This is a genomic window from Cellulophaga baltica 18 (assembly GCF_000468615.2).
Classification (GTDB): domain Bacteria; phylum Bacteroidota; class Bacteroidia; order Flavobacteriales; family Flavobacteriaceae; genus Cellulophaga; species Cellulophaga baltica.
Map to the genome: position 1 here is coordinate 2,629,108 of NZ_CP009976.1, position 21,000 is coordinate 2,650,107.

At 33.2% G+C, this 21,000-nt stretch carries 26 protein-coding genes; 7 read left to right on the plus strand and 19 right to left on the minus strand.

Annotated features, from left to right (window positions below):
- Positions 1-40: 40 nt before the first annotated feature.
- Positions 41-1,078: a hypothetical protein gene (locus M666_RS11165; RefSeq protein WP_029445916.1), complete on the minus strand. Its 1,038-nt coding sequence runs from the start codon at positions 1,076-1,078 to the stop codon at positions 41-43.
- Positions 1,079-1,428: 350 nt separating this feature from the next.
- Between M666_RS11165 and M666_RS11170 the strand changes: the two genes are divergently transcribed.
- Both M666_RS11170 and M666_RS11175 read left to right on the plus strand, forming a co-directional pair.
- Positions 1,429-1,905, plus strand: a complete 477-nt coding sequence (locus M666_RS11170; protein ID WP_029445917.1) for a hypothetical protein — start codon at positions 1,429-1,431, stop codon at positions 1,903-1,905.
- Positions 1,895-2,101 carry a helix-turn-helix transcriptional regulator gene (locus tag M666_RS11175; protein WP_029445918.1) on the plus strand — a complete coding sequence of 69 codons (207 nt, stop codon included), beginning with the start codon at positions 1,895-1,897 and terminating at the stop codon, positions 2,099-2,101. Before M666_RS11170 ends, M666_RS11175 begins: the two co-directional genes overlap by 11 nt.
- A 50-nt stretch (positions 2,102-2,151) precedes the next feature.
- Here M666_RS11175 and M666_RS11180 read toward each other — a convergent pair whose 3' ends face one another.
- On the minus strand, positions 2,152-2,862 hold the full coding sequence (locus M666_RS11180; RefSeq protein WP_029445919.1) for a DUF4488 domain-containing protein: 711 nt from the start codon (positions 2,860-2,862) through the stop codon (positions 2,152-2,154).
- Between the two features lie 395 nt (positions 2,863-3,257).
- Between M666_RS11180 and M666_RS11185 the strand changes: the two genes are divergently transcribed.
- Positions 3,258-3,650, plus strand: a complete 393-nt coding sequence (locus M666_RS11185) for a hypothetical protein (protein WP_029445920.1) — start codon at positions 3,258-3,260, stop codon at positions 3,648-3,650.
- Between the two features lie 75 nt (positions 3,651-3,725).
- Here the strand turns inward: M666_RS11185 and M666_RS11190 are convergent, their stop codons facing one another.
- The 14 genes from M666_RS11190 to M666_RS11255 all read right to left on the minus strand — a co-directional run bounded on the left by M666_RS11190 (position 3,726) and on the right by M666_RS11255 (position 16,245).
- Entirely contained in the window at positions 3,726-4,538 is an 813-nt protein-coding gene (locus tag M666_RS11190; RefSeq protein WP_024480068.1) for a VanW family protein, read from the minus strand.
- Positions 4,539-4,556: 18 nt separating this feature from the next.
- Entirely contained in the window at positions 4,557-4,964 is a 408-nt protein-coding gene (locus M666_RS11195; RefSeq protein WP_029445921.1) for a hypothetical protein, read from the minus strand.
- A 100-nt stretch (positions 4,965-5,064) separates the two neighbouring features.
- Positions 5,065-5,475 (minus strand): hypothetical protein, encoded by a 411-nt coding sequence (locus M666_RS11200; protein ID WP_029445922.1) that lies wholly within the window; start codon positions 5,473-5,475, stop codon positions 5,065-5,067.
- A gap of 52 nt (positions 5,476-5,527) precedes the next feature.
- Positions 5,528-6,325 carry an ion transporter gene (locus tag M666_RS11205; RefSeq protein WP_025614604.1) on the minus strand — a complete coding sequence of 266 codons (798 nt, stop codon included), beginning with the start codon at positions 6,323-6,325 and terminating at the stop codon, positions 5,528-5,530.
- A gap of 63 nt (positions 6,326-6,388) precedes the next feature.
- Positions 6,389-6,748 carry a cupin domain-containing protein gene (locus M666_RS11210; protein ID WP_029445923.1) on the minus strand — a complete coding sequence of 120 codons (360 nt, stop codon included), beginning with the start codon at positions 6,746-6,748 and terminating at the stop codon, positions 6,389-6,391.
- A 140-nt stretch (positions 6,749-6,888) separates the two neighbouring features.
- A complete protein-coding gene (locus tag M666_RS11215; RefSeq protein ID WP_029445924.1) occupies positions 6,889-7,674 on the minus strand; it encodes an SGNH/GDSL hydrolase family protein in 786 nt (261 codons plus the stop codon).
- A 126-nt stretch (positions 7,675-7,800) separates the two neighbouring features.
- Positions 7,801-8,694 carry a hypothetical protein gene (locus tag M666_RS11220; RefSeq protein ID WP_029445925.1) on the minus strand — a complete coding sequence of 298 codons (894 nt, stop codon included), beginning with the start codon at positions 8,692-8,694 and terminating at the stop codon, positions 7,801-7,803.
- 104 nt (positions 8,695-8,798) lie between these two features.
- The gene (locus tag M666_RS11225; protein ID WP_029445926.1) at positions 8,799-9,902 is read right to left on the minus strand and encodes a toxin-antitoxin system YwqK family antitoxin; all 1,104 of its coding nucleotides are present in this window, start codon (positions 9,900-9,902) and stop codon (positions 8,799-8,801) included.
- A gap of 144 nt (positions 9,903-10,046) precedes the next feature.
- A complete protein-coding gene (locus M666_RS11230; protein ID WP_029445927.1) occupies positions 10,047-11,378 on the minus strand; it encodes a DUF58 domain-containing protein in 1,332 nt (443 codons plus the stop codon).
- A 71-nt stretch (positions 11,379-11,449) separates the two neighbouring features.
- A complete protein-coding gene (locus tag M666_RS11235) occupies positions 11,450-12,448 on the minus strand; it encodes an AAA family ATPase (RefSeq protein ID WP_025614610.1) in 999 nt (332 codons plus the stop codon).
- Positions 12,438-13,661, minus strand: a complete 1,224-nt coding sequence (locus tag M666_RS11240) for a DUF4350 domain-containing protein (RefSeq protein ID WP_039325661.1) — start codon at positions 13,659-13,661, stop codon at positions 12,438-12,440. The genes M666_RS11235 and M666_RS11240 overlap by 11 nt, the downstream gene beginning before the upstream one ends.
- A complete protein-coding gene (locus tag M666_RS11245; RefSeq protein ID WP_029445929.1) occupies positions 13,648-14,385 on the minus strand; it encodes a DUF4129 domain-containing protein in 738 nt (245 codons plus the stop codon). The genes M666_RS11240 and M666_RS11245 overlap by 14 nt, the downstream gene beginning before the upstream one ends.
- 5 nt (positions 14,386-14,390) lie before the next feature.
- A complete protein-coding gene (locus M666_RS11250; protein ID WP_029445930.1) occupies positions 14,391-15,287 on the minus strand; it encodes a hypothetical protein in 897 nt (298 codons plus the stop codon).
- Positions 15,280-16,245: a stage II sporulation protein M gene (locus M666_RS11255; protein ID WP_029445931.1), complete on the minus strand. Its 966-nt coding sequence runs from the start codon at positions 16,243-16,245 to the stop codon at positions 15,280-15,282. The genes M666_RS11250 and M666_RS11255 overlap by 8 nt, the downstream gene beginning before the upstream one ends.
- 33 nt (positions 16,246-16,278) lie before the next feature.
- On the opposite strand from M666_RS11255, the gene M666_RS11260 reads away from it, so the two are divergent.
- Both M666_RS11260 and M666_RS11265 read left to right on the plus strand, forming a co-directional pair.
- Positions 16,279-16,992 (plus strand): RDD family protein, encoded by a 714-nt coding sequence (locus tag M666_RS11260; RefSeq protein ID WP_025614615.1) that lies wholly within the window; start codon positions 16,279-16,281, stop codon positions 16,990-16,992.
- A 2-nt stretch (positions 16,993-16,994) separates the two neighbouring features.
- The gene (locus M666_RS11265; RefSeq protein ID WP_024480083.1) at positions 16,995-17,612 is read left to right on the plus strand and encodes a trimeric intracellular cation channel family protein; all 618 of its coding nucleotides are present in this window, start codon (positions 16,995-16,997) and stop codon (positions 17,610-17,612) included.
- 22 nt (positions 17,613-17,634) lie between these two features.
- Here the strand turns inward: M666_RS11265 and M666_RS11270 are convergent, their stop codons facing one another.
- Positions 17,635-18,339, minus strand: a complete 705-nt coding sequence (locus tag M666_RS11270; protein ID WP_029445932.1) for a peptidylprolyl isomerase — start codon at positions 18,337-18,339, stop codon at positions 17,635-17,637.
- On the opposite strand from M666_RS11270, the gene M666_RS11275 reads away from it, so the two are divergent.
- The gene (locus M666_RS11275) at positions 18,338-18,976 is read left to right on the plus strand and encodes an NUDIX hydrolase (protein ID WP_029445933.1); all 639 of its coding nucleotides are present in this window, start codon (positions 18,338-18,340) and stop codon (positions 18,974-18,976) included. The two genes, M666_RS11270 and M666_RS11275, sit on opposite strands and share 2 nt — an antisense overlap.
- A 39-nt stretch (positions 18,977-19,015) precedes the next feature.
- Positions 19,016-19,819 carry a lysophospholipid acyltransferase family protein gene (locus tag M666_RS11280; RefSeq protein WP_029445934.1) on the plus strand — a complete coding sequence of 268 codons (804 nt, stop codon included), beginning with the start codon at positions 19,016-19,018 and terminating at the stop codon, positions 19,817-19,819.
- Here the strand turns inward: M666_RS11280 and M666_RS11285 are convergent.
- Together M666_RS11285 and M666_RS11290 are read right to left on the minus strand one after the other, a co-directional pair.
- Positions 19,816-20,463, minus strand: a complete 648-nt coding sequence (locus M666_RS11285) for a DUF8845 family protein (protein WP_029445935.1) — start codon at positions 20,461-20,463, stop codon at positions 19,816-19,818. The two genes, M666_RS11280 and M666_RS11285, sit on opposite strands and share 4 nt — an antisense overlap.
- A 12-nt stretch (positions 20,464-20,475) precedes the next feature.
- Positions 20,476-20,970 carry an RNA polymerase sigma factor gene (locus tag M666_RS11290; protein ID WP_024480088.1) on the minus strand — a complete coding sequence of 165 codons (495 nt, stop codon included), beginning with the start codon at positions 20,968-20,970 and terminating at the stop codon, positions 20,476-20,478.
- Positions 20,971-21,000: the final 30 nt, after the last annotated feature.

Here is a 21,000-nt window from a genome sequence, read left to right on the forward strand (position 1 = left end):
TTTAAATTTCAAATGTTTTAAGGTTTGTAATACGTAAAATTTATTTCCAAAATTGCCACCATTTTTTTTCTACCGTGTTCCCCGATTTTACAGGATTTCGTTTATCAGGAGTAGAAATACCTCTTTTTTCATATTCCTTTAAAAGTTCAGACATTTTAGTTAACGCTTCTATATTTGTCCTAGCATTAGGTATGTTTATGATCTCAATAAATTTTTGATCCAGTTCTGTTGTCGTCAATTTAGACATATCAATTTCTTGCTTTTTGCTTGCAGCAACTAAAGGCTTAACATCAATTGCTGATTCATATATAATTTCATTGTTATATGTAGCTGAAATAGATGCTTTTCTCTTATACTTGTCACCCCAATTTGTAATAGTATCCGTAGTAAGTATTTCATTAATAGCGTTTGTAATTAAGAAGCTTAGCAGTTCTGTGTTTTTTATGCAATTATCCGTAATTTTAACTTCAAAATCACCACTTAATTCATGCGCCTTTTCGGAAGAAAATTTGCCTCTTAAAAATTGTTTGCAGGTATTAGCAATTATGGTAGGACTGTCATGTGTAAGTATAGCAACATACTTAGTTAGGCCTGTTTCATTATCACTTAAGGCTATTGCATTAAATCCTATTTCCTCAACGGAATAATCAGGATTTAAATTTGGTTGTAAGGGTATAATTATATCCGGATTTCCAAGGAAGGTAACTTTATCAATTTTCTTAAAAGCACCATTTTCTTTAGGTGAAAACATCTGACCAAGTGAAACTCCTTTTTCTTGAGTTACATCAAAACCATGTACGATAATTGTATCTACTCTTTCCTTTTGGTCATCACTCAGATATCCTTCGTACCCAACAATAAATTGTTGAAAAGGTTTTTCTTCTTGGGCTAAAACTTTTTTTGCATATTCTAAAGGATCACCATCAGTCATCAGCATCCTTACATACTCTTCATCTCCATTTTTTAAATACATGAAAGGAGCAATTTGGCCCTCCATATCATGACGAAGAAATATACCCCAATCAATTCCGAACATCACTAATTCTTCTAATTTTCTGTTTGAATTGAAAATATCCATGTTATAATTTTTAGTGTGGTTTATATATTCAACGTAGGAGCTAATTGGATAGTATGTGGTTCTTGTAATCAGTATTTTTTAGGGTATAAATTATTTTGGTTTTAGAATACACTTTTTGTGTAGAAAATATGTACGACTTGAGTTTGTCTTAAAACTATACAAAAGTAGAAGAGTAATGTGATTGTTTTTATTTGCGCTGCCTGTTAATATTATGGTCTTCGACGAACCGAAGCGTTAAATATTCTCACTTATTAATTAAATTTTATAGATAATAAATTCATGTAATGTAAATTACGCTTGTCTAAAAGTAAAGTTTGTTTTACATTTGATTATATTTAAATGAATTTTATATGAATAATAATTACCTCCTTCCTCATAAGTTTAAAAAAATGGGCCTTATTATGCTCATTCCATCTGCTATTCTAGGTTTTTTCGTACTCGTATTTGAATATGAACCTTATTATTTAGATTTCAATGTTCCAGCTATTTTTTTAGACGATATATTTGAAAATAAGCTAGTGTTTGGAATGGTGGAAAATAATATTTTAAATGAAATTTTTGGAATTTTGATTATTGTGAGCTCTTTGTTTGTTGCTTTCTCCAGAGAAAAATTAGAAGATGAGTATATTTCAAAAATCAGATTAGAATCTCTAGTTTGGTCTGTTTATGCAAACTATGGAATACTTTTGTTTTCTTTTGTGTTTATTTACAACTTTTCCTTTTTATGGGTTATGATATTTAATATGTTTACCATCTTGCTTTTTTTTATCATCAGGTTTACTTGGCAGATTTCCAAACTAAAAAAAGCAGCTCTCTATGAAGAATAATATAAAAGTTGAAAGGGCCAAGAAAAATATTACACAAGCTGATTTAGCAAAATTGGCAAAAGTCAGTAGGCAGACCATCAATGCGATGGAACTAGGTAAATATATTCCCTCAACAGTCTTAGCGCTTAGATTAGCTGAAGTTTTTAAAGTTGAAATAAGCCAGCTATTTACTTTAGAAGATTCTGATTGGTTATAAATGGGCTGTACATTTTACTCCAAAGCCATACTAATTAGGGATTGGTCCAATTACTTACGTAAACTCCAAATCTCGTAAATGGGGTTTCCTTTGCTAGATTTTCCAGAATGATGCCAATTGCCATCCTTGATCTGATAGTCAAAATCTAGGCTAGCACCAACTCTGGAATTATCTTTAGAGAAGAATTCGATGGATTCTGTATAAACGCCATTCTGTGTTGTATAGGTGCCACCACCTGTTCCCATAAACTGCTTGGTCTCGGTATTATAGGCGATCCATTGAAAGCGTGTTCCGGATAATATTTTCATGGTTTTTCTAGGAAGTGTAGTGTCTCTTGTTTGTTGCTCTCCATCTTTAATACGTCCAGACATTAACCAAGCTCCTTGTAAAGCTCCAGGTCGGCCATCATCTATTTTATGAAATTGGATAGCACCTTCTAGTTTTGTCAGTGTAGAATCGGTTATTGCCACTTTAAAACTGACTTCAGTACCTATTCTTTTTGGTCTTTGTGAATCAAACTCAACTTTCTCAGTAATGGTTTCCTTATCTAAACGCCAGGTACCACCATTACAATCAATAAAAGCTCCAGTTGTAGCATTATAATTGGTTAATACTTGGTAGCCATCAGAAAAAATAACCACACTCTTAATCTGGTCTCCTTTATCATTGGTGTAATAGCGTTCCCAAGCACCTTTAATACTTTGGGCTTTTATGCCTGTAAAACATAAGACCGTAATCAAAACAAGTAGTATTTTTTTCATTAGATGCTGTTTTTAACGCTTTTTAAAAATACTAAGAAATTTATTAGGTTGCTTTGTTCTGATGTATATAATGCGCGTTTTTTATATAGAAAGTGTAACATTTTTTTTATTTGGCGTCCAATAGTAAATAGTTAAACTTCAATAGCATGCATGATTTTTTAAAAACTCTTAAACAAAAGTTAGTTCGTTTTTATCAATGTGAAGTAAAAACTTTCAATAAAATTCTTGGAATAAAATAAAGACAATTATAGGTGTACTTAGGCGCGGGCTACATATGTAGGTTTCGACCTGTTATTTCTAGTGAACGAGTATTTGATGTCAATTCAAATTTTTGATTTGAATTAATAGTAGTATTTTTGAAGCCTAAATAAATTTTTCAATAATACCCTTAGTTTATGCCATATCAAGAAGTGTTTGTTCTTTTCTGGGAACAAGTAAAAGAAAGTATTCAGGAAGGCCGCTTTGCTAAGTTAACTATGGCAAAGACCATTGGTAAGCCCGAATTAAAAAATATATTTTTAAGACCAGTCTATTCTGATAAGGGTTTTAAAGTATTGCTTAAGTTTAGATACCGGTCTAGAGACACAGAAGATCAAGAGCAAGAGCTCAGCTTAGAAGAAGCCTTAGAGGTTATAAAACCACATATTAAAAATCCTTTTTTATCGGTATTATTATTTACCACATCTAAAGACGTTATTTTTAAAGTTAACAAAAAGGGGGTAGGGAGTATTACAGAAACTTTTCCTTCTTTTCAAAACGTGACGCAGGCTAAGAGCGATTTAGAATAAGGTGTTGCTGATTTCAATTTCTCTTAGCGTAGTGTAAGTATGCAGGGTGGTACGGGTTTTAATTGTATGTCTGGGTTACTCTTCTTTGTTCTGTAGAAACGGATTGTACATCATTATAGCATGATTCTCTACAATTATGGAGGCTGTCTCAGTTTCTCCTGTATTGGTTATCTTCACTATTTGATTGTGTCTAGAATAACCACCCCAAGATTGTTGTTTTATTTGATGGTTACGCTCTACAACTTTATAAGATTCTTTAATTTTAGTATTAGAAAATAGCTCACCGTTTAAGTGTGTTTTATCTAACCATAGTTTAATTACAAAACTATGTTTGGTTTCATTTTTAACTTGTAAATCTATATAATTATAGGATAGTGTAGCTCCTGCACCAAAAGGAACCTTCCTATTTACATCAGGGAAAACATCAAATCCATGGCGGTATCGTTCCGTAATGGTTAAAGGACTATGAGCAAAAATCCAAAAGAGAAGATTGCCCAATTGGCAAAGTCCGCCTCCAATATCTCTATCGATAGCGCCACTTTTTAATACCAGCCCTTCTAAATAGCCTTTCCTTTTTGTAGGACGCCCCACAAGTTTCCATAATGAGAAATGTTCATTCGGTTTTATTTCTATTTCATGCAAATGTTTAATGGCTATGCTAAGATTCGTTCTTTTATTCTCTTGCAGATACATATCTACATCTTTTAAAGGTCTTAATACGAGAGATTTGTGGTAAAAAACAGAATGTTCATGACCTTCATTGGTAGTCGTTTTTGCATAGGTGCGATCTGTAAATAACCAATGGTACCTTCGTTTGAGAATAAAGTATTCCTTCCCTAAAACTTGTCTTAAGTGTCCGCGATCTTTTGGTTTTTCAATTTCGTTCAATAGAATTTATTTTAAAGATTAGCTCCACTGTTGCAGAGTATTTTTTAGTTGTACTCTTTCTATAGAATAGGTTTTAGACTTTTCATCTAATAAGGTAATCAACAATAGCGTTTTTTCAATGAGAGCTTCTTTGTCTATTGGTATAATAGTTTCCGTACTTTTGGTGATCAAAAGGTATAGAAGCATAATCATTTTTTCATGATGAACTTCATTCCAATTTTTTATGACAAGAATAAAATTCTCGGTGGGCATTTCTGATAGTTCCTGAATTGAAAATTTGAAATGGTTTTTCAGCTTAACATTAATTTCTTCTATTGAGGAAGCCTCATTGTTAGATTCAAAATCATTAACCTTACGGATAAGTACTTTTAGAAGCTCGGTTAATTGCTGTACTTCTCGTAAGATAACATCTTTTTCTTCAATCAAAATATACTCGTATTACATTAGAAATTGATAGTTGAGGTTTTCAACGTCAGTTATATAAACCCTTTATTGATTTTATGTTGAAAGCCTGTTTAGTTTTCTTTTATGCTCCTGCAAGCATTTCTCTGATGCTGTTTGCGCTTTCTGTTTCTGCAATCCAATCTTTGGTGATATTTTTGGTATCTTCAGTTTCAAAGCGTTTTATACCCATAATTAAATCCTCCTTCAAGGCGGGTAGTGTTATTGTTTTAGAAGTATTTTGAAAGACTAATTCAGCTTTATAAACTCCCGGAATAAAACTAAAAATAACGCGCCAAAAATTATCAGGTTGCTTTCTGTCTATGATTTTATAGATGGTACCTTTACAATCGGCAACTTCTTTATTTAGATAATACTGATTAAAAATGGTAGTTTTTGGAGTGTAAATATAGTGGGTCTCAAGCGGAATACCTTCTTCTGTGTCAGACCAGTTTTTACTGTTGATTCTGATAACAGGAAATTCAATTTGATCCATATATTTTTATATTTAAGGTTACGACGTCCATATTAGTTGTTGTAGCTTTCTTTTAAATAACATTTTTTTCGTGTTTGGCTCCACACTTTGGGCATTCGCAAATATGCATATTGTCTATTTTTTTTTGTTTATCCGTTTGTACCTTATCTATAAAAGCAGAACTTATGATACCTGTGGGTAAAGCAATGAAGCCTATTCCTATTAACGCAATAATAGCACTTAATATTTTCCCAACGCCAGTTACTGGATACACATCACCATAACCAACGGTAGTAAGTGTGGCCACAGACCACCATAATGCTTGTCCTATATTTTCAAATTTCTCTGGTTGCGCTTCGTTCTCAAAATAATACATGAGGGTAGAGGATAGAATAAGCAGTACAAATGCTACAAATACAGTGATAGATAATTCAGATTTTGTTTCTTTTAGAACATTGGTAATTGTTTTCATAGATTTTGAAAGCCTACCTAATTTAAAAATTCTAAGTAATCTAAAGAGTCGGAGTATTCTTAAGACTTTTAAATCAAAAGGGAAAAATAAAGGCAAGTAGAAGGGAAGTATCGCTAGGATATCAATGATACCATAGGCAGATGTTGCAAATTTTATTCTTTTTGAAAAAGCGCCTCCTTTTTTATATTCCACGTCTGCAGTCCAAAGTCTTAAAACATATTCTAAAGAAAAAATTACGACAGAAAACAATTCGAAATTCTCTAGAACCTGACTGTAATTGAATCGGATTTCTTTATAAGAGGCTAATATTATGGCTAAAATATTAAGGATGATAAGTCCGTAAATAAATTTTAAGAATATTGGATTGTTGTTGATGAAATGGTGAACTTTCTTTTTCAATGTAAATGGTGTTGGTGGTTGATTTATTTAATTTTTAAGTAGTACCTATCTCTAAAGGCTGCTTTAATAGGATTGTTCTTGGATTGATTTAGTAATGTTCGTTTCTATAGCACCAGTATGTTTGGTGGTTTTTGTTTCTATTAGCATGCTGGCACATTCTTCTTTAGACGAAACTCTGTGGTTAATTCCTTTAGGGACCACATATAAATCTCCGGTTTTCATAATTTTGTTGGGTTCATTTTCAACTTCCATTAAAAGTTCTCCAGGGATGATAAAAAACAGTTCGTCTTCATTTTCATGATGGTGCCAAGGAATATCTTCGCCTTTAATTTTAGCTACTTTCACATATTGATCATTCACTGCGGTAAGGATTCTCGGTGAAAAATAGTCTTGAACGCCGTTTAATTCTTCTTGTATGTTCATTTTTTTTTGGTGCTACAAATTGTTAGGGTAGTTTGCAATCCTGAAAACTAAAAATACTAGTTATTTTCTCCATAAAGCGCTGACTTTCTGTAAAATTAAAAATTATGCTAGAGGAACCAACGGTGTAAGCGTTTAAAAAATTAAAAGCCTATTGCTTTTTTTATTTCTGGAGATTGTAGAATGAAATTGGAAATATCTTTAGCCCAAATTTGATAGGTAATTTTAGACGGGTGTACGCCATCACTGAAAAAATCTGCTTTACTTATTTTGAGGTCATAACGTTTTATAAGATCTATAGAACTTACTGGTCGGGTATAATAATATACGTTATCAAAATCTTTAACCACTTTTTCTAATTCATCTCCTAATATTGTTACAAGATTGCCGATAGTAAATTTTATTAAGCCTGTAAAGGCAGGAAATTCTTTAATGGGAGGCATGTTAGTAAATACAATTGGAACGCCTTTGAATCTTACTTGAAGACTATTAATAAGATTACGTACATCATGATTCCATTTTTTTGGACCATTAAGTTCAAAAGCATCATTACCACCGAGTCCAATAACAATTAAATCTATAGGTTGTTCAGGAATTTTATCAATTATTTTCTTGGCTACCTTTTTTGCAGTATAGCCACTTTTAGCAAATACAGTCCAATTTATATTCTTATGTAATTTGCTAGCTAGCTCATTAGCTAAACTACCGGTAAAACCTTCCTGATGGGTAGCTACACCCACACCTGCAATGGTGCTTTCTCCGATAGTGAGTAAATGAAACGTTTTTTCTGAAGTAGTTGTTGAAATTCCTTTGGGATTTTTTGCCTCGGGTAACCTTGGAACACTTTTTTTAATTTTTTTGCCTTGAAAATATAGAAGAGGTAATAATGGAATAGTCAAGATGGCTCCTAAAGTATATTTTAAATTCATAAGCTATTCCTAGATGCTGTTACTATTCTATTTTTTTAGATTTTTACTATCTACTATATCATATGATGGGGGCCAGTAAATCTTTAATACCTTCCTTAAAATAGCTTGGCCGCAGAGACAAACAGGTTATTCTAGAGGAGTTCCTAGGGGATTTGGTTTATGCTCTTGCGCCGTTAAAAGCTCTTTCTCAAGGAGTTTTGGTTCAATCCATTTTTTATAGATAAAGAACTCGGCAATAGGGATGAGTACTATAATAAAAGCTAGTAGAAGTAAAGACTTTACCATGGCCCAGTATTGATTACTTAGTAAAGAAGTAAACCAAGTGTCTAATTTTTCTAAAACGGCTATTTCAATATCTCTATGACCCACAGAAATTAGAAAATCCATTCCTGCACTAAAATCATCGTAAGCCATTACATCATCTAAATTGGTGTGTGCAGCTTTTGCAACGGCAAGATTAAGCATGGCATACACTCCTGCTTTGTAAATGTCTGTACCGTATTTTGTAATTAAATAATCAGCTATTTTATTTTTCCCTGAATCTACGAGCGAATAGCCAGAATTGTGATTTTTTGATTCTTTTCTCAATTGAAAGATAAACTCATCAGACCGGTTTTTGGTATCTATAGCAGTGGCTTGTATTTTGCCAATGAAATCATTTTTAGATTCTTCGGTTTCAAAAGCAAAACCTAGAGTGTTGGTGTAGATTCCAGTGACAATGTTTGTTTTCTCTTTTTCTAAGCATTTATAAATGCCACGGATAAGACCTATCTGCCCAAAAACATATAAGAAAGATAGTATGACAATAGGGATGTATAATTTCACAGCCCAGTTATAGTATTTTGGTTTTCTTTTGAGTAATTTTTTCTTTGCAATGACTATGGAGTAGGTAAGTGAAATAGCGAAACCTAAAAATAGAAATAAGAGGGTGTTAAAAATTAAGGTGCCTGAATGTGGAATTACGGTATCTCTTACCATACTCCAAATAAAAGGCCAATCTATTTTTTCTAAATATTCCATAGTTGATTTCTGATAACTTACAATTAGCGTGCTTTAGTATTTTTAAAGCAAAAAATAACCACTAAGTATTCCCGTTGTTGTACTTAGTGGTTGTTCTTTATAAATTAATTGTATTTTTTCTCAGAAACAACATTTCCATTTTTGTATTCCGTTTCTTTAGAAACCTTTCCGTTAAGCTTGTAGTACTTCCATAGCCCAGTTTTTACATGGTTTAGATACTCACCTTCACTTTCTACTTTACCAGCAGCATTATACGTCTTAGCTGGACCTTTTTTTCTACTATCCTCAAAAGTGTACATGTCTTTTAGCATCTTATCATCTGTATAGCTTTTCCATTCACCAGATTTGTAGCCCATGGTAAACTGTCCTTCAAGAATAAGGGTACCATCTTCAGAATATAATTGGTAAGGACCATGACGGTGTCCGTCTTTAGAATCTGCCACTTCTTTTTTTGTGCCATTAGCATAAAAATTAACTAGATTTTTTAAGTAACTAGCCTCATATTTTTTTTCGCTAAGGATGATTCCTGCAGAGCTATAATATGTACAAATACCGTCTAACTTATTGTCTTTGTAAAGTTCTTCTGATTTTAATTTCCCATTAGAAAAGTATTCCTTTTTAGAATAATCTTTAGCATCGGAGTAATTTTTTTCCCAGATTAAACGGCCGTCTTCTGTTTTTTGATTCCATTTGCCCGTAGCTTCATTATCTTTATAGTAAGATGTTTCTATAAGTTTTGTTCCGGTACTAGAATCTTTAAGATGTGCTACCCATTTACCATTCTTTAAATCACTACTGTAAGATTCTATTTTTTGAAGAACTCCTTTATTGGTGTATGTTTTCCATTCGCCTTCTTTCAGACCATTTTTATACATGAAATCTTCATATACTTTACCATTAGAATAGTAAGATGTGCTTTTGCCATCTGCTTGCCCATTTTCATTAAAGGTAATTTCTTGTTCTAATTTACCAGTAAAATCAAAATCTTTCTTAGTACCTACCATTTTACCATTTTTAAAAGTGGCTTGGGTATAGGCACCACTATTTTCTGCTATTTTATAAGCTCCTTCTAGCGGTTTGTTATCTGTTTTAAAAATAGTTTCTTTTCCGAATCTTTGAGTGTCTACATCGTTCCACATCAAATACGTTTCTTGTGCTTGTAGAGTAGATGCAATTAAAAGTAATAATATTACTAGGGTGTTTTTCATGATGGTAGGTATTCATTATTAAGTTCTAAAAATAAAGCTAAATAATTAATATCCTCAATTTTAATACTATTTTCTATTACTAAAGTAGATTTTAAACGCTTCTAATGAATAGGTGATCATCTCTAGAAGCAATTAGAATGTTTATTATAATAGGCCTCTCGCCTTTATCTCTAAATATTTATTTATGGTGTTTACGGTAAGATGTTCTGGTTTTGTAAGTATGGTTTGTATGCCATATTGTTGCAGTTCTTTCTGCATTAATCGCTTTTCTAAAGAAAATTTCTCAGCAATTGTTTTGTGATAAATGCTTTGAATGTCTTCTGCATTGGTTTCTATAAGTTCTTTTAACTCTGTATTTTCAAAGAAGATAACGACTAACACATGTTTTTTTGCGATAGCGGTTAAAAAGGGAAGCTGTCTGCGCATGGCAGAAATATGTTCAAAATTGGTATATAATAAAAGCAGACTTCTGTGGTTTACCTTTCTTTTAATATGTGCGTAGAGCAAACCAAAATCAGAATCTGTAAAGGCCGTAGTGATGTTATATAGTTTTTCTAAAATAGTATTTAAATAGGTAACTTTTTGGACTGCAGGTAGAAAAGTTTCAATCTTTTTAGAAAAAGAAATCATCCCCGTTTTATCATTCTTTTTTAAAGCGACGTTAGAAAAAGCTAAGGTAGAATTAATGGCATAATCTACTAATTTGAGCTCGTTAAAAGGCATTTTCATGACTCTTCCAGTATCTATAATAGAATAGATAGGTTGTGATTTTTCATCCTGGTATTGATTTACCATCAGCTGACTTCTTTTAGCAGTGGCTTTCCAATTGATGGTTCTAAAATCATCACCAGCAATATATTCTTTAATTTGTTCAAACTCTTGGGTGTGACCAATTCTACGAATTTTTTTAAGCCCAAATTCGGTTAAATTATTACTCATTGCAAGAAAATCATACTGTTGCATTTGAATAATACTAGGGTATACAGGAACCATTTCATCTTTCTGAAATATATACCTGCGTTTTACCATTTTTAAGGTTGAAGAAACAAAAATATTTAAATTTCCAAAAACATATTCACCACGATCTACGGGGCGTACCGTGTAATCAAATTGTTTCTTATCACCTCTTGTAAGCGTTGTATGGTATTCAAAATCTCTTTTTTGAAATTGTACGGGTAGCTCATCAATAATCGTGATAAGTACTTTGAAAGGGTAAAAACTTCTAAAATTTAAAGTGATGGTATTATGATCGCTATTTGATAGTTTCTGAGGGGCTATTCGGCTGGCATCGATGCCTTTTTTTGAGCGGTACAATAAAAAGATATCTAAAACAAAAAGGCTCATTAGAAAAAATGTAGTTATCCAAGCAATAGGATAAAGCCATTTTACCCAGTACGACACAATAAATAACGCTGATAAAATAGCGATATACCTAAAAAAGGAATTATGTATGTAAAACGATTTTAAAAAATTCATTTGCTCTTAATTAACTACAGGTTTAAGTGTAAAAAGGTGGTGTGTATTGCCGTTTTTGGTGGCTATTTCAACTACCTCGGTATCTCAACAGATTCCATAATCATTTTAATTACGCTATCGGTACTCATGCCTTCCATTTCACGTTCTGGTGTTAAGATAACCCTGTGATTCAAGACAGGAACTAAAGCTCTTTTGATATCATTAGGGATTACAAAATCGCGCCCATCAATAGCTGCAAAGGCTTTGGCAGCATTTAATGTAGCAATACTAGCTCTTGGAGAACCTCCTAAATATAAATGAGGATGGTTACGCGTTTTAGAAATTACTTCTGCGATGTATTTTATAATTTTTTCTTCTACTACAATCTCTTGAATTTTTTGCTTGTAGTCCATTAATTTTTCAGGAGAAATCACCGCGTTTATTAATCCTTGAGGTTTACTGCCTTTACGATCATGATGCGTTTGTATAATTTTTATTTCCTCTTCTAATGTAGGGTACTCTACCTTAATTTTGAACAAGAAACGGTCTAATTGTGCCTCTGGTAAAGCATATGTGCCTTCTTGTTCAATAGGATTTTGTGTGGCTAAGACCATAAACGGTTCGGCTATTTTATAAGTAGTACCATCCATAGTTACTTGTACCTCTTCCATGATTTCAAACATGGCAGCTTGTGTTTTAGCAGGGGCGCGGTTTATTTCATCTATTAAAATAATATTAGAAAAAATAGGCCCTTTTTTAAATTCAAATTCAGAGGTTTTTACATTAAAAATAGAAGTTCCTAGAATATCACTAGGCATCAAATCTGGTGTAAATTGAATACGACTAAAATCTGTTTGTAACGTTTTTGCAAACAGTTTTGCCGTAACTGTTTTTGCTATTCCAGGTACACCTTCTATAAGCACATGACCCTCTACTAAGAGAGAAACAATCAATAATTCTATAAAATTTTCTTGCCCAATAATTACTTTGGCCAATTCTGCTTTTATAGCTTCTACGGCATTCTTTAAATCTTCTAAGGGTATTCTGTTATCAAAACTTAGATCGTTTGTGTTGGTATCGTTATTTTCCATGAGCTTTTGCTTTAAAATTTTCTATGGCAGTATTGAGTTGTATCAATGCTGCATCTGTTATAAATTCTTTGTGTTTTATTGAGCTGAAGATTAAAAACAAGTCTTTAATTTCATGTGGTTCATGATGCGTTCTTGCCGCGAGATTTTCAAAAAAGTCTTCGTTAATTTCAGAGGTGTTTAAATAAAAATGAGACCGAATGTATTCTAAGAAGTAACTTATCTTGTGTTGTGCAATAGCTTTACGATCTCCCTTTTCATAATACATTTCTGCAATAGTCCTAGTGAATGCTAAGGTTTGGTTCTGTAATGGCTTAACAATGGGTACCGCCCTTTGTTTGCGTTTCCCTTCAAAAAGTACGTAGACCAATGCTCCAATAATAATCATGTAATACGCCCATTTTAACTCTTTTGTATTTAAAAAGATATACATGGGAGACGTATAGAATTTTTTGCCGCTTTTATAATAAGCGTCTATATAGATTGGTTTTTCTTCATCTATATACGATAACATTCCAGCCGTGTAATTTCTGTTATTATCTTTTAAAATAAAGTAATTAGTAAAGGCTATAGGGAAGGCTGTTAGAATAATTTTTCCTGCTCCAAATTGTTGTTGAACACTATTGGGGTATGTCTCAAAAACTGAATTGCTCCCAGAACCATTAGATACTTCTCCGATAACCACGGTATTTAGCGTATCCAATTGGCTAAAATACATGGTGCTATAACTTTTTTTAAATTGATATTTTATTTTAGAATTTAATTGCGGATTTACCAAACGGTGTTGAAATTCATGCGCCAAACCTTCATCGCCAAAAAGACTTTTTGTTTCTAAATGCAGAGTGTCTAATAATTCTTTTTCAAAATTAGAAGAGGCAATAAATAACGTATTTCCTTTAGCAGTCCAATCAAGAAGAGCTTCCAATTCTGCTTTTTGAAATGAAACCGAATTATTGATAAAGAGATACGTGCTTTCTTCTTCGGTATCTTTTGATTCAAGAAACTGAAAAGGAGGTACCGTTATAGGCGTAGTTTTTGTAAATTTTTGTTCTAAAATATCATTAAATACCTTAGTCCCATAAGGAATTTTATGTTGAGCCACATAAGATGGGAACCAATTGAGTTCTTCTTTCTTATTATACTCTAGATATAATATGAGCGCAAAGGTGAGTATCCCTATGATGATATAAACGATGTTTGTCTTACGAATTTTCATTGATGCTCTTTTTTAAAGTAGCAAAAGCTAAGGCAGCTTTTTGATACTTGGGTTCATCTATCGTAAAATCGCCATACCAAATATATTCATAGAGGCGGGTACTTGCTTTAAAGGGTGTTTTTAATTGGTTTTGGGTTAGTTCATTTAGATAATCTGAATTGGTCTTTTGCAATTCCCATTGAATCATATTCTTATCCGTAAGGAGTTTTAAAATCATCAAATATGAATATCGAATGGCTAAGCGGTACTCTTTATTAGCAACGGCATTAGCAATAAGATCATCAATATTTTCATTTTTAATAATATTTTCTTCTTCAGATAAGCCTACACTATTGGCATTAGTTGCACTGTTGTTTTGGTTGCGCAAATTCGCATTTACAAAGAAACGAATTAAAAGAAATATCAAGAATGATAACAAAAGGTACGGAAGCAGTTTTAAGAAAAAAGCTAAAGGACCAACTGCAGCATCTATACCAAAGACCCATTCAAATATGCGTTTAAGGATATTTTGAAACCAAGCCCAAACATCATCTAGCCACGAAGCTTCTTTTACTTTTTCTTCATAATTAAAATCAGGATCACCTTGATAGGTGCTGAGGTCATCTTTTGTAATTTCTTTTACTGTTAAACGCGTATCGTCATAGCGTACAAGAGAATCTTGCTGCGCCTGTACTGGTACTAGAAAAGCACAGAAAATTAGAAAGAGAAATAGCAGTCTGCTCATAGAATTTATGAATCTAAGTCTCCTCCTAATTTTTGAATACGTTCCATAGTTCCTTCATTATTCTTTATTTCATTAAGGTTAAAATAAATAAAGGTAATAGCAACGAGCGATATGATATTAAGTAAGAATTGTGCGAGTGTAGAAACTAAATTAAGTACGATATAGATGGGGTCTATAAAATTTACGTCCATAGTTTCTGAATCAAGTTCTCCAGAAAAGATACCCATCTTGAAGTATTGGTAAATAATAGCAGGAATACTAAAAGCGTAAGAGGCAAAAGTAACAATAAGACCTACCACAAAAATAGTTGCAAAAGTCATCCACCAATAATCTTTGACTAAATCAAAACTGTAGCCAAAAGAGTCTGTAGCACTTCGTTTACTGTAGACCATAATAGCAAAACTTAAGGATAGCGGTACATATAAAAATATTCCAGGAATGCAGCAAAATAGAAAGGCGACCCCTACTGATAAAATCACTAAAATACCTAGCCCTATGAAACTCCAGAAATTCTTGTAGACATTCTTTCTAATTTCTGAATCGTTAATAGCTCCATTATTCTCTGTATAGGATTGTATGTAATAAAGTGTGGTAGCTTGTGAAAGTACATAGGTGGCAATACCAGAAAATAGTAAAACAATTGCAGCAATAACAAAAGCAACGCTTGAAAATACATCAAAAGGGTTAACGCCATACTCCGTACTCGCATTAAAATCGATAATAGAAGAGAAGCTAGAAAAATAGAATCCGTAACTAACTAAAAACACGGCCAAATAAGGACCTACAATTTTAAAGAAAGTGGTAAAAAAGGGCTTAAATTGTGTGCGTAAAAAGGCAAAAGTATCTGACAAAATATCACCTAGCTCACGCTTTTGCTTAAAGTCTATAAATTGGTTATTCATGTGGTTGGTTTTTTTTATGGAGTTGTATTGGGTAAATTATATAGTAAAATATAATCAAAGATAAGGAAGCTAAGATGATGAAGATAGCTAACCAATCTGGCATTTCTGTGTGTCTTGTAATGAAACCTTCTAAAAAGCCAGCGATGACAAAAAAGGGAATGGTACTCACTACAATTTTTAGTCCGTTCACTACGCCCATTTTAAAAGATTCCATTCTTGGGTAGGTGCCAGGAAAGAGTAATCCGTTGGCTAGAACTAAGCCTGCGCAACCTGCAATAATGATCACAGATATTTCTATAGTACCATGTATCCAAATGGTTCGTACAGATTCCCACCCCAAGCCTTTTTCAAAAAAGAAATATTGAAAAGAGCCTAGCATTAAACCATTTCTAAGGAGGACATAGATAGTACCTACACCCAGCAATATGCCGTAAACAAAAGCCATGAGGGCTACTCTAATATTGTTAATCGTTATTCCTAGAAACATATTAAATTCCCCTTGTTCTTTATAAACCTTCATAGGGTCATTGTTCTCAATGTTATCTAGGGTCATATTTACATAGCCATCTCCTAAAATAGAACGGACAAAGTCTCCTTGGCTGGCCGAAGAGAAAACACCTACAGCAACAAAAAATCCAAAGACTAGAAAAGCAATTAATAGTTCTCGCTGGTGGTGGTAAAACATGGTAGGGAATTCTGTTTTCCAAAAGCGTACAATACGGTTCTTAGATTCTCGTTTTGTTTTATAGATTTGCCTATGGGCTTGGCCTGCTAGCGCGTTTAGAAAAAATTCAGTATTACTTTGCGGATAGAAGGTCTTAGCATAACTCAAGTGATCCGTAATTTCAATATAAAGGTCAGAAAGTTCATCAGGATTTATTTCTGTTTTCTTTGCTAGGACATTTTCAAAAGTTGTCCATTTGTCTTTATTTTGTTTGACGAAAGCAGCCTCGCGCATTAACCTTGGGTATTTACTCAAAGAAAGTAAAATATGGAACAATTTCAAATAGAAACCGCTCAAAATATTAGTATTAGTCAAAATACGGCTCATTTAGGAGATAGAATGCTGGCGTTTTTAATCGATACGCTCATTATCGTCGCCTATTATATTCTTGTCATAATTCTGATGGTTTCTTTAGATTTAGATTCTGGAGACTCTTGGACGATGTATATGCTATTTTCATTACCTCCGTTTTTATACTACTTACTATTAGAAACCTTTAATAATGGTAAAACGGTAGGGAAAAGTGCCTTAAAAATTAGAGTGGTGAAACTTGACGGATCTAACCCTACATTTGCAAATTATTTTGTGCGATGGATCTTGCGAATTTTGGATATATCCTTAAGCTCTGGTGGAGTTGCGGTATTAACTATTTTGTTACGTGGTAATGGCCAACGCGTAGGAGATATGGCCGCAGGGACCACCGTTATTAGTGAGAAGAAAAGAATAAGTATTAGAGATACTGTTTTAAGAGAATTACCAGAGGGTTATGTGCCTAAGTTTCCTCAAGTAACGGTATTTAGTGATCGCGAAATGCAGACCATTAAGCAAATGTTTGATGATGCCCGTAGAAAAGGAGATCATAACGTGATTGTAGAGTTGAGTAAAAAAATTAAAGATGTTGCTGTAATTACGACTGATATTATGGCTATAGAATTTGTAGATATTGTTATTAAAGATTATAGTTATTACACACAAGATTAGATATGTTTTATTTTGCAATTGATATTCTAGGGATTATTGCGTTCTCCATTTCGGGAGTGATGATGGCGATGGATAAAAGGTTAGACATTTTCGGAGTGTTTATTATTGCCTTCGTTACTGCAGTTGGTGGAGGTACGCTGCGTGATATTTTAATAGGAAGTACTCCTGTAGTGTGGTTGCAAGATATGGTTTACTTAGCTACCATATTAGGGAGCGTAACTGCCGCCGTTGTTTTTAGAAATCAATTGAAATACCTTCGTAGGTCTTTATTTTTATTTGATACTATTGGTATAGGCTTATATACTATGGTAGGAATTCAAAAAGGGATTGCCATTGGTCTTCATCCTGTTATGTGTGTAGGATTAGGGACTATTACCGCTAGTTTTGGAGGGGTGATTAGAGATATCTTATGTAATGAAATTCCTGTAATTTTCAGAAAGGAAGTTTATGCCACGGCATGTATTTTGGGCGGAATAGGGTATTTCTTATTAGAAAAACTTCCTTTAAAAGACGCCTATCCTTATGTAGGGGGTATTATAATTGTAATCACCGTTCGTTTACTGGCGGTGCATTTTAAAATTACCCTACCAAATATTTACAAACCCATTGAGGAAGTTTAGCGCAATTCTTGACTCCTAGAAGTTAAAAAGCTTCTGCTTTTAGAATGTGTATGTTTTGTATTGGCCAATCGCCTTGTTCAACAGGTTGACTGTTAATGAGGTCTACCACATCCATACCTTCAATGACTTTACCAAATGCAGTGTAGGTACTATCTAAATGATAAGAGCCTGGTTTTGTTACCACAATAAAAAATTCAAAAGGAGAGGCTAATTTATGAGGATTATCTAGCTCACTGCTAGGCATAGAGATAGTACCTCTATGATGTTTGTATCCCTTTTTTGTGTCTGGAGGTAATAAATAGCGACCAATTTCGGCACGTTTCTTACCCGTTTCTGGATTGTCTGAATTTCCTCCCTGAATAATAAAATTTTTCACCACCCGATGAAAAAGGGTGGAATCAAAATACCCTTTTTTGGCTAAATAGATAAAATTAGCTTTATGATACGGTACGTTATCATAAAGTTCAATGGTGAAACTACCCAGATTAGTAGTAATTTTAACCTTATCCTCTTTTAAAGTTTTTTCATATTCGAAGAAAAAGGGTATAGCATTTTCTTCATCTAGCACAAATTTCTCTGGCTCTATTTCTTTGGGGGCTTCAATAATCGTAGCTTTCTTAATCTCTGAAACCGAAGTATTCGGAGTTGTTTCTGTTGGCGTATCTTTGCAAGAAGAAGCCAAAAGAAGAATGCTAAAGGCTAAAAAATAGAACTTTTTTTGTACCATGAATTTTAATGATTTTTCTAAACGGATTTCAAAAATAAAAAATCTACCGCTTCCGGGAGCAGATTCGCACTATAAAATGGCGCCAGATATCCGTATTGAAGAATTACAAAAACTAGATAAGGCATCAAAAAAAGCTAGGAAAGCTGCAGTAATGTCACTTTTCTATCCAAAGGCAGAAGAAACTACCTTGTTATTAATTTTAAGAAAAACGTATAAAGGGGTGCATTCCAATCAAATTGGTTTTCCTGGTGGTAAAGCAGAGAAGTTTGATCCGGACTTACTGCATACCGCATTACGAGAAACTCATGAAGAAGTAGGCGTGCTGCCAGAAAAAGTAGAGGTGATAAAATCGTTGACAGAACTCTTTATTCCTCCAAGTAATTTTGAAGTGCAGCCCTATATAGGCTTGTATAAAAATCCTAGTCCGTTTATTATTCAAGAAAGAGAAGTTGCGGCCTTAGTTGAAGTTTCTTTGCAAGATTTCATGGATGATACCGCAATTTTTAGTCAAAATTTAACAACATCCTATGCGGAAAATATAGACGTACCTGCCTTTAAATTAAATGGTTACACGGTTTGGGGAGCTACTGCAATGATGTTGAGCGAAGTAAAAGAGTTATTAAAGCAAGTACTATAAAGCTTATTTTGTAATTTTGCAGGTACAAAATTAACTTCGATGCCCCTATTTAAGAAAAATCCTTTTGGACATAATTTATTTATTAAGAAATGGTTGATACGTATTTTAGCCTTGCTCTCGCATAGACGATATAAAGGTTTTAATACTTTAGAAATAGAAGGTGCAGACATTTTGCGTAGTCTTCCAGATACTAATGTATTATTTGTAAGTAATCATCAGACCTACTTTGCCGATGTTGTGGCTATGTTTCATGTGTTCAATGCTAGTTTAAGTGGTCGGGATAATAATATTAGAAATATAGGGTATATCTGGAAACCGAAACTTAACATGTATTATGTTGCAGCAGCGGAGACTATGAAAAAAAGTTTGTTAACAAAAATTTTGGCTTACGCAGGATCTATAAGCGTAGAACGTACCTGGAGAGCAGAAGGGAAAGATGTAAACAGACAAGTTAAAATGAGTGATATTTCTAATATAGGAAAAGCACTTGATGATGGTTGGGTAATTACGTTTCCACAAGGGACCACCACGCCTTGGAAACCTTTACGAAAAGGTACGGCGCATATTATAAAAAAATACAAGCCTATTGTTGTGCCTGTGGTAATTGATGGTTTTAGACGTTCTTTTGATAAAAAAGGATTGCGGGTTAAAAAGAAAGGTATTCTACAATCTATGGTGGTAAAAGCACCCTTAGAAATAGACTACGAAAACGAATCTTTTGAAGCTATAATTGAGAAATTAGAATACGCCATTGAGCAACATCCTTCTTTCTTAAAAGTAATCTCAGCCAAAGATTTAGCGGCCTTAGAAGAAGAAAATAAACAACGTAAATGGCGTGTTTAAATTTCTAACTTTTTAAGTTCTGCATAATTGCTATTTAGCTTTCTTAGAAGCAATCCGTAAAGTAAAAAATACACAACTCCCATCACTGCAATCATAATTAGGCCAAAGACTCCAATGGTAATAATTAAGGTTGTTTTTAATTCAACAGGGTTGATGTTTTCTGCATTAGCACTCATATCTGTAAGGAGTGAGGAAAAGTCATTGTTCAAGTAAATACCCAACATAAACATTACAATCATTACAAAAACCATTGATAATGAAAAGATAATGTAGTGCTTTACAGTTTTTCGTGTTTTTAAGATTTTAGCCATTAAATGCTTGGCGTTATCTAGCACTGAAATTTCTTTATAGCGACTGTAAAATTGGTAGATGAAATAGAAAACTACCGCATAGTAAAATACTGAAAATCCTATGAAATAGTTATCAAAACCAGTAGTGCCAAAAAGGTCTATTTTGTTTTTTGTAGAGGGCAGTAAGTAGAGTAGGTGTGGTAATACAAACTCTAAAATACTAATCACAAATATCCACTTTACGATAGAAGAAGATTTCTTCCATAGCATTTTATAGATTTCATTGTAGGTCAATTTTGGGTGTTCTACTTCCTTCTTTTGCCAATCTCTTTTTAATAATTCTAGTTCATCCATCATGCTATAATCTTATGGATTAAGTATGGTTCTTAATTTTGTCTTGATCCTATTCATCTTCACTCTTGCATTTACTTCAGAGATACCCAGTGTTTCAGAAATTTCTGTATAATTTTTATCTTCTAAATAAAGAAAGACTAAGGCCTTATCAATATCATTCAATTGCTTTACAGCTTTATACATTAATTTTAACTGTTGTTCTTCTGTTGCGTCATATTCGTCGGCTTTTATTTTAAATATTACCGAATCGTAATCAATGGTACGTATACTCTTCTTTGATTTTCTGTATAGGGTTATTGCTGTATTTAACGCTACACGATACATCCAAGTACTAAACTTTGCATCACCTCTAAACTTTGGATATGCTTTCCAGAGTTGAATGGTAATCTCCTGAAATAAATCATTATGAGCATCCTTATCATTTGTATACAGTGTACAAACCTTGTGAACAATATTTTGATTGTTCTCAAGTTCAGTTACAAATGAATGCTCTAATTCTTTACTCACGTTGTGGTTGGTTGATGCTTATTAGTAGTA